This is a genomic window from Devosia rhizoryzae (assembly GCF_016698665.1).
Lineage (GTDB): Bacteria > Pseudomonadota > Alphaproteobacteria > Rhizobiales > Devosiaceae > Devosia > Devosia rhizoryzae.
The window spans coordinates 21374-34901 of the sequence record NZ_CP068046.1 but is presented as its reverse complement, the minus strand read 5'-3'; the positions used below and the strand labels follow the sequence as shown (position 1 = coordinate 34901).

Below are 13528 nucleotides of genomic sequence, written 5' to 3'. Positions count from 1 at the left end.
ACTGCATCGTGACGTGAAGATGATGCGAGTGCGAAAAGCGCGATCAGGCCGCGATGATGACCTCGATGCCGCGACGCTCGAATTCGGCGCGGTCCGAGTCGGAAATTCCGTCATCGGTGATAAAGCCGCCGATCATGTCGAGCGGCCCGAGCGAGGAAAACGAGGTGCGACCGATCTTGGTGCTGTCCGCCACGAGGTAGACCTTCGAAGCCGCTTTGATCATGGCGCGCTTAACGTAAAGGTCGGCCATTGCAGGGAAAGTCAGCCCCGCCTCGAACGAAACAGCGGCTGTCGCGAGGAACAGTTTTTCGGCAAAAATGCCGTTGAAGAAGTCGCCCGACTTCTCCCCCGTGACCGAAAGCGTCGGCGCCTTGAACAGCCCACCCGACAGGTGCACCGCCATGCTGGGCAAGGCGCCTAGCATCAGCGCAATGTTGATTGCATTGGTGATGACGTTGAGGTTTTGGTGGCCGGTCAGGTTGTTGGCAACCTCGGTGGTTGTCGAGCCCGCATCGAGGATGATGGTCTCGCCATTGTGCACCAGCCCTGCCGCGGCGCGGCCGATGCGCTTCTTTCGGTCCATATTGGTGAGGTGCTGCAAGGACATGGACTGCACTTGCTGGGGCACGGACTTGAGGTAGGCGCCACCATGTTCGCGCACCACGAAGCCGTCATTGTCGAGGCGTTCGAGATCCTGACGGATCGTCGCCTCGGACACAGCAAAGGCCTGCGACAGGTCGCGCACCCGGGCGCTGCCTTCTTCCTGCAGCCATTCAAGGATCTTCATGCGCCGCGGCTCGGCGAGCAGGTTCTGGCGCGAACCTTCGGGCTCGGCGGCCTTGCGACCCCGTCTTGCCACTGCTGCAGTCCTGCTTTCAGCCAAGGCGCACCCTCTCGATATCAGTGCTCCGGCTTAACCCTGGCGGGTGTTGGCGGCAAGTCTGCGCTGCAACTGATCGAGCACCACGGCCGCAATAATCACCAGTCCCTTGATCACCATCTGCCAGAATTCGGAAACACCCATCATCACGAGACCATCGGAGAGGACGCCGATCACAAAGGCGCCGATAATGGTGCCGCCGATCAAACCGCGCCCGCCCGACAGCGATGTCCCGCCCAGAACAGCCGCCGCGATGGCGTTGAGCTCAAACGTTTCCCCGCTCGCCGGATGGCTGGCAACAAGCTGCGAGGAGACGATCAGCCCCACCACCGCAGCGCAGAAACCGGAGATCATGTAGACCGCGATCTTGACCCGATCGACGCGTACGCCGGACAGGGCCGCTGCCCGCTCATTGCCGCCCACGGCGTAGACCTTGCGGCCGAAGGGGGTGCGCTGGGCGACATAGGCGGCGATCAGCGCCAGGATCACAAGGATGATGACGGATACCGGCACGCCCAGCACATTGCCCGAACCGATGATGGGATAACCCTGGTTGCCCAGCTCCTCCTTGCCGACGAGGTTGGAGAAGGTTGCGCCGCCAGACAGGAGCAACGCCGCGCCGCGGGCGACGTAGAGCGTGCCCAGCGTGGCGATGAAGGGTGCCACCCCCAGTTTTGTGACCAGTAAGCCGTTTACCGCCCCGATCGCCGTACCCACCAAAAGCGCGATGCAGATCACTTCGAGCACATTGGGGTAGACGATGATGCCCAGCATCGGCAGTTGCAGCCCGTGAGCCAGCAACCCGCCCGCCACCATGCCGGTGAGACCCACGATCGAGCCCACCGAAAGATCGATGCCGCCGGTCAGGATCACATAGGTCATGCCGATCGCAAGGATGGCGTTGATCGCCACATGCTTGGAGATGATGATCGCGTTGGCGACGGAAACAAAGTTGGGCGCCATGAATGCGAAGAACAGCGTCACCACGATCAGGGCGATGAAGGTGCGCAGCTTAAGCAGAAGCAGCAGGGCCGAGGTGTTGCCGCTGGGGCCGGACTGAACGGTGGCGCTGGCAGTGGACATGATGGCTCCTCAGGCGAAAGCGGGTTCGTCGGATTTGAAGGTCGAGGCGCGCACCAGCGCCTCGTCGGTAGCGTCTTCGGCGCGCAGATCCGCGGTGATCCGGCCATAGGCCATCACCAGGATGCGGTCCGCCACCGCGTGAGTCTCTTTGAGATCGGAGGTCGTATAGACGATGCAGAGCCCCTTGTCGGCCAGGTCGCGCATGGTGGAAAACACTTCCGCCTTGGCCCCGATATCGATGCCGCGGCTCGGTTCGTCGAGCAGCAAGACCCGCGGCTGCGTCAGCAGCGACTTGCCGATCACCACCTTCTGCTGGTTGCCGCCGGAGAGCGAGGTGATCGGCGCGTCCGGTCCTGCCGTCTTGATGTGCAGCTGGCCGATGATCTCCTGCAGCAGCGGCTTTTCCGCTGCCTTGGAGATCGAGAAAAACCTGGTGAAGCGCTTCAAACTTGCGAGCCCCAGATTGCCGCCGACGGAGAGGTTCTGTACCAGTCCGTCGCGCTGCCGATCCTCGGGCACCAGCAGCAGCCCCGCCTTCATTCGGTGACTGACCGAATGCCCCGCCAGCTCCTTGCCATCGAGCCGCACCGAACCGGATGCCCCGGAGCGGAGGCCATAAAGGCTCTCGAACAACTCGGTCCGCCCTGCCCCGAGCAAGCCATAGATCGCGGTGATCTCAGCGGGGCGAAACGACACCGACACATTGTCCACCGCCAGCCCATGGCCACGCCGCGGCAGGCTGAGGTTTTCCACTTCGACAATGGCGGGTCCCGGTGCGATCGCCGGCGGGCGCTTGGCCGCCACCGCTTCGGAGCCCAGCATCTTGCTGATGATCCAGGGAATGCTGACCTCGTCGCGCGGTGCGCTGGCGGCAAGGCGCCCGTCCCGCAACACAGTGAAGTGGTCGCCTATGCGGATCAGCTCTTCGAGCCGGTGCGAGATATAGATGATGGCGACGCCCGCGCGCTTGAGCTCGCCGATAACCTTGAACAACACTTCCACTTCCGAGGCGGAAAGCGCCGAAGTCGGCTCGTCCATGATGAGGATACGGGCATCTTCAGCCAGCGCCTTGGCGATTTCAACGATCTGTTGTTCGCCGATCATCAGCTCGGCGACTTCAGAATCCGGATCGATATCGTGCTCGAGCCGCGCCAGCAGGTCTGCTGCACGCGCTCGCTGCGCCGCCCGGTCGATATGGAAACCGGCCTTGGTAATGTCGCGGCCAAGGAAGATGTTCTCGGTGACGCTGAGGTTGGGGCAGAGATTGAGTTCCTGGAAGACGATGCCGATGCCGTTGCTTGCCGCATCGCGGATCGAGGCAAAGCTGACCGGCCGGCCCTCCATGGTGATGGTGCCAAGCGTCGGCCGCTCCACCCCGGCAAGGATTTTCATCAGCGTCGACTTGCCGGCGCCGTTCTCGCCGATCAACACATTGACCGCACCGGCATGAACGTCGAAGTCGACGTCCTGCAGGGCCACGGTTCCGGGGAAAGCCTTGGTAATGGCACGAGCGCTGAGGACGACCTCGCTCACGGCGCCACCTCGAGGCTGACCGGCGTGACCATCAGCGCATCCCCCGGCCGACTGACAGCGATGGCACCGGTAAAGGTCACCGTATCGCCCACCGCAACAGCCTCCGCATTGGTTCCGATGGCCTGGTAGGCCAGCGCGGTCAGGGCCTTACCGGCATTGGCATATTCGATCTGGTTGACGAAGTCCTTGAACGAGACGAAGGGCAGCGCATCGCGAACGCCATTGCCACGAATGACCGGCCCGATCTGCACCACCACCGGCTCGGCCAGACCATCCACGGCTACTTCCAGCGTCCCGGCACGAGACTCGGTGTTCTTGGCCGTGACCTCGCCGGTCCCATTGACCACAAAGCTCCAGGGAGACCCTTCCCCCGCGCGGTAACCGTAGCTCGTCCCCGCCCCTTCGAGATCTGCGACAATCGCCGGGATCACCTCGGTGACCGGGCGCGCGGATTCGGAAAAATACGGCAGCGCCTGCGAAGACCAGATACCTTCCGCATAGCCTGACGCATCGAATCCGGCCGGCACCGCAGCCTCCTCCTCGGCGATCTGCACGATCTTGCAGCCGGAAAGGGGCACAACCACCAAAGCAAGAGCTGCGAGCACAAAGCGCCGGTCGAACATGCAGCGAAACTCCTCGTTCGCGATCGCCGACCATTCCAGTTCATTGCGATTTTTTGCGATTTCACTGTTTTGCAGCAGCCACGCTTATCGTGTCAATGGCGAAACCGCCCCATTATCCGCATCTTCTTGGCTTTTCAATTTCGCAAAAATCGAAAGTTTTCGATTGCCGCAACGATTGTCGGTCGCTAGTTTGCGCCTCAACCGTTCGCCACCCCATCCGGCAGTGAGGACCCCAATTGAGCGCTCTAGCCTATGATCGCAGCAATGATCGCATTGCCGCCATTGCCGAAAAGGCGCTGTGGATTCGCCGTCGCAGCTTCCAGATGGTCTATGAGGCCGGGCAAGGTCATCCGGGCGGCGACTTCAGCGCCACCGATATCCTGGCAGCGCTTTATTTCGGCGTGATGCACTACAATCCCAAAGAGCCGCGCGATCCCGGCCGCGACCGCTTCGTCATGAGCAAGGGCCATTGCACCGGTGCCTTTTATTCGGTGCTGGCCGCTGCCGGCTATTTCCCCGAGGCGGACCTTGCGACCTATATGGAGCCGCTCTCCATGCTCAACGGCCACCCCAATCGCAACTACCTGCCCGGCGTCGAAACCAATACCGGCCCGCTCGGCCACGGCCTCCCCGTTGCGACTGGCATCGCCATTGCCGGCCAGATCGACAAGGCGGATTACCGCACCTTCGTCCTTACTGGTGACGGTGAACTGCAAGAGGGCAGCAATTGGGAAGCGGCGCTCACCGCCGGGCACCGCAAGCTCGAGAACCTGACGCTGATCGTCGACCGCAACCGCCTGCAGCAGGGCGCCCGCACGGAAGATACGGCCTCGCTCGACCCGCTCGACGACAAATGGCGCGCCTTCGGCTGGCACGTCGAAGTGGTCGATGGCCATGACCATGCCCAGCTGCTCGACGTGCTCTCCGCCTCCCCCAAGGGGCGCGGCAAGCCGCTCTGCGTTATCGCCAACACCTTCAAGGGCAAGGGCGTCAGCTTTATGCATGACAACGTGTCCTGGCATCACGGCGTACCCAACAAAGACCAATACGAACAAGCCATGCGGGAACTCGTCTGATGAGCGCTGCTCCATCCCACAAAGCCGGTCTTTTCGACTGCCGCGATAGTTTTGCCGCCACGATTGAAGCCTTGGCAGAAGCCGATCCGCGCATCGTCACCGTGGTCAGCGACAGCGTCGGCTCGTCCAAGCTCGGCGGCTTCCGCACCAAGTTTCCCGAGCGCATGGTCAATGTCGGCATCGCCGAACAGACGCTTGTCGCCGTCGGCGCCGGCCTTGCCAATGGCGGCAAGGTGCCCTTTGTTTCGGCCGCCTCCTGCTTCATTACCGGTCGTGCGCTGGAACAGGTCAAAGCCGACATCGCCTATTCCAATGTCAACGTGAAGCTGATCGGCCAGTCCTCCGGCGTCGCCTATGGCGAATTGGGCCCGACCCATCACTCGATCGAAGACCTGGCCTGGCTCCGCCTCTTCAACAACCTCAAGCTTATCGTTCCGGCCGACCCTTGGCAGACCGCCGAAGCGATCAAGGCCGCCGCCGCCTATGATGGTCCCGTTTTCGTCCGAGTCAGCCGCATGGCGGTTCCGGCGCTCGAACGCCCCGAAGGCGCAAGGTTCGAAATCGGCAAGGCCGAAACCCTCGTCGAAGGCACTGACGCCACCATCATCGCCAACGGCACCATGGTCCATCGCGGGGTCGCCGCAGCCAAAACCCTCGCCGCGGAGGGCATCTCGGCCCGCGTCGTCAACATGGCGACCGTCAATCCGCTCGACGAAGATGCAATCACCGCTGCCATTGCAACCGGTGCCATCGTCACGGTGGAAGAGCATTCCGTCCGCGGCGGCCTGGGCGGCGCCATTGCCGAAGTGGTTGCCACGACCGAGCCGGTCCCCATGCGCATCTTGGGCTTCCCCGGTTTTGTTCCCACCGGCTCGGCCGAATGGCTGTTCGACCATTTCGGGCTCAACGAAACCGGCATCGCCGATGCTGTTCGCCAGACGGTCGCGCGCAAGAAATGAGTGGCGAGCTGATCCTCGCAATCGATCAGGGCACCACCAATACCAAGGCCCTGCTTGTGGATGCCACCGGCAGCGTGCTGCACCAGGCTTCGGTGCCCAATGTGGTCACCTATCCCCAGCCTGGCTGGGCCGAGCAATCGGCCACGGCGCTGGTCAACGGCGTAAAGACGGTCATCGCAGAAGTTGTCCGCAAGGCCGGTGACGCCAACATCGCCGGCATCGGCATCTCCAACCAGCGCGAGTCCATTCTCGTGTGGGATGCGGCAACAGGCGAGCCCATTGGCCCCCTCGTCATCTGGCAATGTCGCCGCTCGGCCCCCAAATGCGACGCCCTCCGCGCCGCCGGCTATGCCGACACCATCGAAGCTAAAACCGGTCTCGCGCTCGACCCACTCTTCCCCGCCGCCAAGATCGCCTGGCTACTCGACAACACGCCCGGCGCCCGCGCCCGTGCGGAAAAGGGCGAACTCCGCGTCGGCACCGTCGACTCCTGGCTCCTGTGGAATCTCACCGGCGGCGCAACACACGCCACCGACCATTCCAACGCCTCCCGCACCCAGCTCTTCAATACCGAAACGCTGGCCTGGGACGCAGATCTCTGCACACTCTTCGGCGTGCCGCAGAACATGCTGGCCGAGGTCAGATCCTCCGACACCCGCTTCGGTGTCACCGCCGAAGGCACCACCGCCCTCCCCGCCCGCACGCCCATCCTCGCCATGATCGGCGATTCCCACGCCGCCCTCTTCGGCCACGGCGTCCGCACCCCCGGCACGGTAAAAGCCACCTACGGCACCGGCACCTCGCTGATGGCTTTGACACCCAACCGCGTCCGTTCCACCCATGGCATTTCCTCGACCATCGCCTGGAGCCAGAACGGTCAGGTCCAACACGCCCTTGAAGGCAACATCTCCGTCTCCGGCCAAACCGCCGCCTTCGCCGCCGAGTTTTTGGGCCTCGCTGACGCAGCCGCGCTATCTGCCCTCGCCGAAACCGTCCCCGACAGCAACGGCGTTGCCTTCGTTCCCGCCCTTGTCGGCCTCGGCGCCCCCCATTGGCGCGCCGATGCGCGCGGCACCATCACTGGCCTCTCTCTCGGCACAAAGCCCGCCCACCTCGCCCGCGCCGCACTGGAAGCCATCGCCTTCCAGGTCGCCGACGTTTATTCCGCCATGGAAGCCGACATGGACTCGCCCCTGGGCGAACTCCGGGCCGATGGCGGGGCCTCGCGCAACAAGACGGTGATGCAGTTCCAGTCCGACATTCTCGGCCGCCCGGTCGCTGCTGCCGCTGCGCCTGAAGTCAGCGCCCTCGGCGCTGCCGCCCTCGCCTTCTCATCTATCGGCGTTGCCATGCCGGGCGTCCATGCCGCCGGCCATTTTGCGCCGCAGATGGACGAAACTACCGCCCAAAAACAACGCCAGCGCTGGCAGTCCGCCGTGACCCAGACGCTTGCAACACCAGACCAACAGAACAGTGGAGGAACCCAATGACCAACCAGCGTTTTGGCGCCGGCATCTGGCACTTTGCGACCTATCTCGACCGCTACGCCACCGATGGCTACGGCATTCCGCGCAACATCATCGAAGCCATCGATCTCGCCGGCCAGGTGAAAGACCTCTCGGTCGTCGACCTCAACTGGCCCTATTTCGGCGGCGAGTTCTCCAACGATCAGATCAAGACGGCGCTCGATCGCAATAATCTGGGCGTCATCGGCATCACGCCCGAGATCTACACCCGCGACTTCGTCAAGGGCGCCTTCACCAATCCTGACGCCGGCATCCGCCGCAAGGCGCATGAGCTGATCACGGCCGCCTGCGACGTCGTCCGCTTCCACAAGGCCGATTACGTCAAGCTCTGGCCCGGTCAGGACGGCTGGGACTATCCATTTCAGGTCGATTACTCGACGCAGTGGCAGCGTTCGCTCGACGGCGTCGGCCAACTCGCGTCGGAAAACCCGGATCTCAAATTCGTCATCGAATACAAGCCGCGCGAACCGCGCGTCCGCATGAGTTTTGGGTCGGTCGCCCGCACCATTCTCGGCGTCGAAAAGATCGGGCTGCCCAATGTCGGCATCCTCCTCGATTTCGGCCACTCCATCATGGGCGGTGAATCTGCGGCCGACTCGGCCCAGCTTGCCATCGACCACGGCCGCCTCTTCGGCATGGACGTCAACGACAACTATCGTTCCTGGGACGATGACCTCGTCGCCGGCAGCCTCCATCCGATCGAACTCTTCGAATTCTTCTATGTGCTGAAGAAAAACAATTGGAACGGCGTCTGGCAGCTCGACCAGTTCCCCTTCCGCGAAGACAGCGTTGCCACGGCCACCCACGCCATCGACTTCCTCAAGGCCGCCGCCAAAGGTCTTGACGCCCTCGACATCGATGCCCTCCAGGAAGCCCAGAGCCGCCACGATGCCATCACTGCGCTCAAGATCGCACAAAAAGCACTCTTCGGCGCGATGTGAGACCTGCCGGCATGATCTTTGCGTTCAATGTTGATCTGACGCTGGATGCACGCGAGCATCTTTGAGCAGCGATACGAGCCCGAAGCTCCAGCAACGTCACCGCAAGTGTCAGCTAACAGGCGCTTTGTAGTCGCCTGTTAGTGTCCGCCACGGGGTCAAAGCGGACGGGCAACAGCGCGCATGGAATGATGCCAATCCTCAGCCAAACACCGGCTCGACTTTATCGAAATGACGAACGCTGAGCTGGAAAAAAAAGAAAGCGCCCTTTCGAGCGCTTTCCTTTCAGATTGGTTGCGGGAGCAGGATTTGAACCTGCGACCTTCAGGTTATGAGTTTGAGCAATAGGGTTACGGTCGACTACGACCTATCCGCAATCAGTACTATTTATTATGCAAATTCAATGACTTGATGTCCTTGTAAAAGCGTGGCACTACGTCCTAGCTACCCCTAGCGCGCTTGTACTGTGCTAGCACTGCGCTGGAGGATACTCACGTGCCGAGGCTTACCAAGGCTTACGTTGACGGGGTGAAGGCACCCGCTACTGCATACGAAATTCACTGGGATGACCGCGTCTCTGGCTATGGCCTGCGGGTAACGGCCAACGGGGTCCGAGCCTTTATCGCGCAAGGGCGGATCAAGGGAAAAGCAGTCATCATCACCATCGGCAGGTTCGGACTATTCACAGAGGACCAAGCGCGACGCAGGGCGCAGGCCATTCTGCAACAGATGCGGGATGGCATTGATCCGCGTGCCGCGAAGAAAGCGGAAGAGGCGGAGCGGGTAACGCTGCGACAGGTGATGGAAGCTTATGTCAACCGCCCCGGCAAACTGAAGCCCAGCAGCAAGGCCGAGGTTCGTCGGCACGTCGAACAGGTGTTCGCAACGTGGCTGGATAGGCCCATCGCGAGCATCACCGAGGACGACATTCGTAAACGGCACCGCGAGATGGCGACGAAGGGCCTCCGCGGCAAAGGTCCAGCACCCGGTCAGGCCAACCTCAGCATGACCACGCTGCGGGCGCTGATAAATTTCGCCAGCCGTCAGTATCGGCGCGCCGATGGCTCGCCCCTGTTCCTGTTCAACCCGGTCGATGTGTTGAAAGACCACTGGGCGAAGCTGGGTACCCGGACACAGCGCTATATCGACAAACGCGGCATCGGGACGGTCTGGAATGCGCTACACGATGCCCGCACATCCCCTAAGAACCAAGACGCCCTCGCCGGGATTGACTTGACGCTGTTCCTTCTGCTCACAGGAGCGCGGCGCAATGAAGGGGCGATGTTGACGTGGGATCGCGTCAACATCAGCGATGACCCCGCCGCGTGCTGGTGGCACCTGCCCGACCCGAAGAACGGGCGCGAGGTGTTCCTGCCATTGAACAGTCAGGCAGTGGCGGTGCTGCGGGAGCGGCAAAAGTTGACGATCAGCAAATTTGTTTTCTCGTCACGGTCCAAGACCGGGCATGTCACGGACCCACGTGCACCAATGGAACTTGTCAGTAAGATTGCGGGCAAGACCTTGAGTTGCCACGACTTGCGCCGTACTTACACGAATATCTCAATGCGCGAATGTTTGATCGAGAAGTTCCGCACCGACCTTCTGACATGCCATGTGCCCGCGCAGGCAGATGTGACCGCCCGCAATTACCTTGATCTGACGCGGCTCGATTGGCTTTATCCTGAGTGCCAGCGCATCGGAGACTGGATCGAACAGCAGGGACACATTACCGCGGGCGACAATGTGGTGCCGTTGCGTGCATGACGGCCGCCCGCACAGCCGCGATCCCGCATAGCGCTACCCCGCTGATGGCGCGGGGCAGTCCCTCGCTACAGCGCCACCGCAGCGGCGGCAGCGGGGCTACCTTAGTGACCAGTAGCGGCAGCGCGTTTCCTGCTGACAGCAACTACGCACTTGCACGATTTGCGGCCACCACGTTATCCTAACGGTATGACAACAGCAGCTCCCTCCAATAGGGAGTCGGGCACCCGCGAAGTTGGCTGCGATCCCCGCCGACGCAAATACGCGGGAGATCATAATGCCCCAGATGAAATTCGAGCAGCTCTGTGAGTTGTTCACGTATACCCCAAAGGGTCGCCCTCTAAAGGGCTTCGAAGTTGCCGAGCTGCTCGGCATCAGCATCCGTACAATCGAAGACTGGCGGCAGACCGGCGAAGGTCCGCGCTATTATAGCCCCACGGGCACCCGCCGTTGCTGGTATTCGGAGCGCGATATTCTCGAATGGATGGCCGCGGGCGCGAAGCGCAGCACTAGCGAAGCCGCATAACCGACCTCAAACCATTAAATGGCGCGGGGTCGGACGAATTTGGAATGCCTCTGCTTGTTTCACCCTAAAGCAGCTGCATCATCCAGCCCAACAAATGCGCCGCCAATATTGACGGCAGGGTGTGCCACCACCCTGCCCGAACAAAGGCAGTATTACCAATGGATGTTGGACGTGTAGCAGACCGCGGAGTCGGTCCGCAAATGACAAGGTTTTCAACCTTTAAGGCAATGCGCGTGGTGCGCCGTTGGCTTGTATGGAAAAAGGTGCCACAGCCAGACAAGAAACCCCTGAAGGTGCCATTCTACGTCAACGGCGCCACTCGTGGTTCGACTGATACGCCAGAAGACTGGGCGCAGCTTGCCAGCTACGACGATGCCAAGGCGGCGCTCGCACAACGCGGAAAAGATTGGGGATTGGCATTCGCGCTTGGTCCCGATGGCACAGGGGGCCACTGGCAGGGGATCGATTTAGACCAAATAGAAGTCAAGGGACTAGGGCGTCTCGCCAACAGATGGGTAAGGGAAGACCTCCATGACTGGGGTCACGTTGAGATCAGCCCGAGCGGAACCGGACAGCACGTCATCGGCTACGGCAGGCTGTTCGCAGCGCTCGGGTCGAACACCACCGGCATTGAAGCCTACTCATCGGGAAGGTTTTTCACCGTTACCGAGCGGGAAGTTCGCGCCGATAGTCCAGGCCATGTCGTCGACCTTGCCGAGTATGTAGAGCGCGAGCTTGCGCCACTACACAGTGTGGGCCGCGACGCACCTACGACGGGTAAGACAGTTGAGGTAGGGCGAGTTTCTGCCAAGACTGTCTCGGAATTACGGTCCGCGCTCCTGCACATGCGTGCAGACGAATATGATCTTTGGATTCGTATGGGCCTTGGGTTGCGCGAGCTGGGCGATGTAGGGCGTGAGCTTTGGCTTAGCTGGTCAGCTACGTCGGACAAGTTCAATCCAAAGGAGGCTTCTCGCAAGTGGGACGGCTTCGCTCCGACTAACACCGGCTATCAGGCCGTCTTCGCTGAAGCTCAACGAAACGGATGGGTCAACCCCGGGAGCAAGGCCGCGCAGCTCGCTCCCGCTTCCGGCGCATCAGGCTTTGGGAGGCCGCGCGATTTGCTGCGGCAGGTCATTCCACCGCCGTACGAGTTCGATGAAGTGCCACCGTGCATTGCTGATTTTGCGCGCGCCTACTCGAGCGCTACTGGTCATGACCAAAGCGGTGTCATCATCAGCGCCGTGACCGCTGCCGCTTCTGTCATTGATGATGGCTTTAAGCTGATGGTTCGCCCCCAATCGAATTGGAGCGTCTCAGCGCGCCAATGGGCGTTCCTGTGCGGTGGTCCTAGCGCGGGTAAATCGCCAGCTATTCGAGCAGCAACAGAGCGCATAAAGTCAATGCACAACGAGCAGTTTGACCGATGGACGAGTGCGTGTGAGGGGCTTGAGAAAGGTGAGCCCAGACCACCTCTGCCAGCGATGTACACGAGCGATTCAACAGTTGCCGCGCTTGCGGATGCCCTCGTAGCCAACGAGCGAGGGCTTCTAATGCTAACTGAAGAAATGTCATCTTGGATCGGTGCAATCGACTCTTCGAATAAGGGCGATGCGTCAAAGAATCGAGGGGACTGGTTGCAGCTCCGCGATGGCGGCCCCCGGCAGATCAACCGGGTCGAACGCGGTGCAATGCTAGTCAAAAATTGGGGGGTCTCCGTCCTAGCGGCGTGCACCCCAAATGGACTGGCCGATAACATGAAGTCCATGCCGGAAGACGGTCTTATCCAGCGCTTCGTCCCATGCATCTTGGCTGCACCCAATTTGGAGGCAGTTATTGGCGACGCGCGCGAAGCGACAAAGCTCTGGGGCGATTGGCTTGAATATGCATGGGGCGCCACGACCAGCACATTTCCTCGTTTTTTGACGCTTACTGATGAAGCTCGCCGCTTGTTTGATGCTGAGGAACTTCAAATCCGACGGATGTTATTGGCGACACAGGAATTCGCGCCCGCCTATGCCGCACACCTCGGGAAGCATCCCGGCATGTTGGCAGAAGTCGCGCTTGTGTTCCATGTGTTGCTTGGCCACCAGGCCACTGAGGTCGGTTCGGATGCGATGCATTATGCAATCCGGTATATGCGCAAGGTTCGTCGCCACGCATATGTACTCTATTCGACCATCCTCAGCAGCGCACCGGCGTTCGAATTGGCTCAGTCGCTAGCTCGATCCATCGTGGCGTGTGATGAGAAAGTGCCCACGGTGGGTCGTGACTGGATGACCCAGCACTGTCAGGCGTTCAAGAAGGCAGATGATCGCGTTCGCCGAGGTGCGGTTCAAATTCTTGAGGACGCCGATTGGCTTAACGCGCATGCTCAAGCAAGAACCTATGGCGGATGGCCCAGCAAATACAATGTCAACCCTCAGGTGTTCGATTTATTCGCACCTGAAGGCGAGCAATGGCGCGCTCGTCGCGCGGCGGTCAAGGATGCTATTGGGGAGGCAGAACAGTAGATCAGCACAGAGATAGCAGAGATCGACCAATGACTGCTTAATCTCTGCTATCTCTTCCTTGCGCGCCCCTTAAAAGGGGCTGCCATCATTTATTATGCACTAGGGCGCTG

General features: G+C 61.2%; 11 protein-coding genes. 7 read left to right on the top strand and 4 right to left on the bottom strand.

Annotated elements, in window-relative coordinates:
* Positions 1-43: 43 nt before the first annotated feature.
* Genes JI748_RS00150 through JI748_RS00135 form a run of 4 tightly spaced genes read right to left on the bottom strand, consistent with a single transcriptional unit; the run spans position 44 to position 4119 of the window.
* Entirely contained in the window at positions 44-859 is an 816-nt protein-coding gene (locus tag JI748_RS00150; protein ID WP_233280576.1) for a DeoR/GlpR family DNA-binding transcription regulator, read from the bottom strand.
* Positions 860-913: 54 nt separating this feature from the next.
* Entirely contained in the window at positions 914-1963 is a 1050-nt protein-coding gene (locus tag JI748_RS00145; RefSeq protein ID WP_201633673.1) for an ABC transporter permease, read from the bottom strand.
* A 9-nt stretch (positions 1964-1972) separates the two neighbouring features.
* Entirely contained in the window at positions 1973-3496 is a 1524-nt protein-coding gene (locus tag JI748_RS00140; protein ID WP_201633669.1) for a sugar ABC transporter ATP-binding protein, read from the bottom strand.
* Positions 3493-4119 (bottom strand): DUF2291 family protein, encoded by a 627-nt coding sequence (locus tag JI748_RS00135; protein WP_201633666.1) that lies wholly within the window; start codon positions 4117-4119, stop codon positions 3493-3495. Before JI748_RS00135 ends, JI748_RS00140 begins: the two co-directional genes overlap by 4 nt.
* Positions 4120-4442: 323 nt before the next feature.
* Between JI748_RS00135 and JI748_RS00130 the strand changes: the two genes are divergently transcribed.
* The 7 genes from JI748_RS00130 to JI748_RS00100 all read left to right on the top strand — a co-directional run bounded on the left by JI748_RS00130 (position 4443) and on the right by JI748_RS00100 (position 13418).
* Positions 4443-5195, top strand: coding sequence for a transketolase (locus JI748_RS00130; protein ID WP_201636910.1), 753 nt, complete (start codon positions 4443-4445; stop codon positions 5193-5195).
* On the top strand, positions 5195-6154 hold the full coding sequence (locus JI748_RS00125; RefSeq protein ID WP_201633663.1) for a transketolase family protein: 960 nt from the start codon (positions 5195-5197) through the stop codon (positions 6152-6154). The genes JI748_RS00130 and JI748_RS00125 overlap by 1 nt, the downstream gene beginning before the upstream one ends.
* A complete protein-coding gene (locus JI748_RS00120; protein ID WP_201633660.1) occupies positions 6151-7644 on the top strand; it encodes an FGGY family carbohydrate kinase in 1494 nt (497 codons plus the stop codon). Before JI748_RS00125 ends, JI748_RS00120 begins: the two co-directional genes overlap by 4 nt.
* Positions 7641-8621 carry a sugar phosphate isomerase/epimerase family protein gene (locus tag JI748_RS00115; protein ID WP_201633657.1) on the top strand — a complete coding sequence of 327 codons (981 nt, stop codon included), beginning with the start codon at positions 7641-7643 and terminating at the stop codon, positions 8619-8621. Before JI748_RS00120 ends, JI748_RS00115 begins: the two co-directional genes overlap by 4 nt.
* 492 nt (positions 8622-9113) lie before the next feature.
* Entirely contained in the window at positions 9114-10382 is a 1269-nt protein-coding gene (locus JI748_RS00110) for a tyrosine-type recombinase/integrase (RefSeq protein ID WP_201633654.1), read from the top strand.
* Positions 10383-10656: 274 nt separating this feature from the next.
* The gene (locus tag JI748_RS00105; protein WP_201633651.1) at positions 10657-10905 is read left to right on the top strand and encodes a helix-turn-helix transcriptional regulator; all 249 of its coding nucleotides are present in this window, start codon (positions 10657-10659) and stop codon (positions 10903-10905) included.
* Between the two features lie 200 nt (positions 10906-11105).
* Positions 11106-13418 (top strand): DUF3987 domain-containing protein, encoded by a 2313-nt coding sequence (locus JI748_RS00100; RefSeq protein WP_201633648.1) that lies wholly within the window; start codon positions 11106-11108, stop codon positions 13416-13418.
* The last annotated feature ends 110 nt before the right edge of the window (positions 13419-13528 follow it).

What these genes read in the sequence shown, in the direction of transcription:
- JI748_RS00145 (WP_201633673.1), bottom strand. Translation starts at nt 1,963, where the DNA reads ATGTCCACTGCCAGCGCCACCGTTCAGTCCGGCCCCAGCGGCAACACC.
- JI748_RS00135 (WP_201633666.1), bottom strand. Translation starts at nt 4,119, where the DNA reads ATGTTCGACCGGCGCTTTGTGCTCGCAGCTCTTGCTTTGGTGGTTGTG.
- JI748_RS00130 (WP_201636910.1), top strand. Translation starts at nt 4,443, where the DNA reads ATGGTCTATGAGGCCGGGCAAGGTCATCCGGGCGGCGACTTCAGCGCC.
- JI748_RS00125 (WP_201633663.1), top strand. Translation starts at nt 5,195, where the DNA reads ATGAGCGCTGCTCCATCCCACAAAGCCGGTCTTTTCGACTGCCGCGAT.
- JI748_RS00120 (WP_201633660.1), top strand. Translation starts at nt 6,151, where the DNA reads ATGAGTGGCGAGCTGATCCTCGCAATCGATCAGGGCACCACCAATACC.
- JI748_RS00115 (WP_201633657.1), top strand. Translation starts at nt 7,641, where the DNA reads ATGACCAACCAGCGTTTTGGCGCCGGCATCTGGCACTTTGCGACCTAT.
- JI748_RS00105 (WP_201633651.1), top strand. Translation starts at nt 10,657, where the DNA reads ATGCCCCAGATGAAATTCGAGCAGCTCTGTGAGTTGTTCACGTATACC.
- JI748_RS00100 (WP_201633648.1), top strand. Translation starts at nt 11,106, where the DNA reads ATGACAAGGTTTTCAACCTTTAAGGCAATGCGCGTGGTGCGCCGTTGG.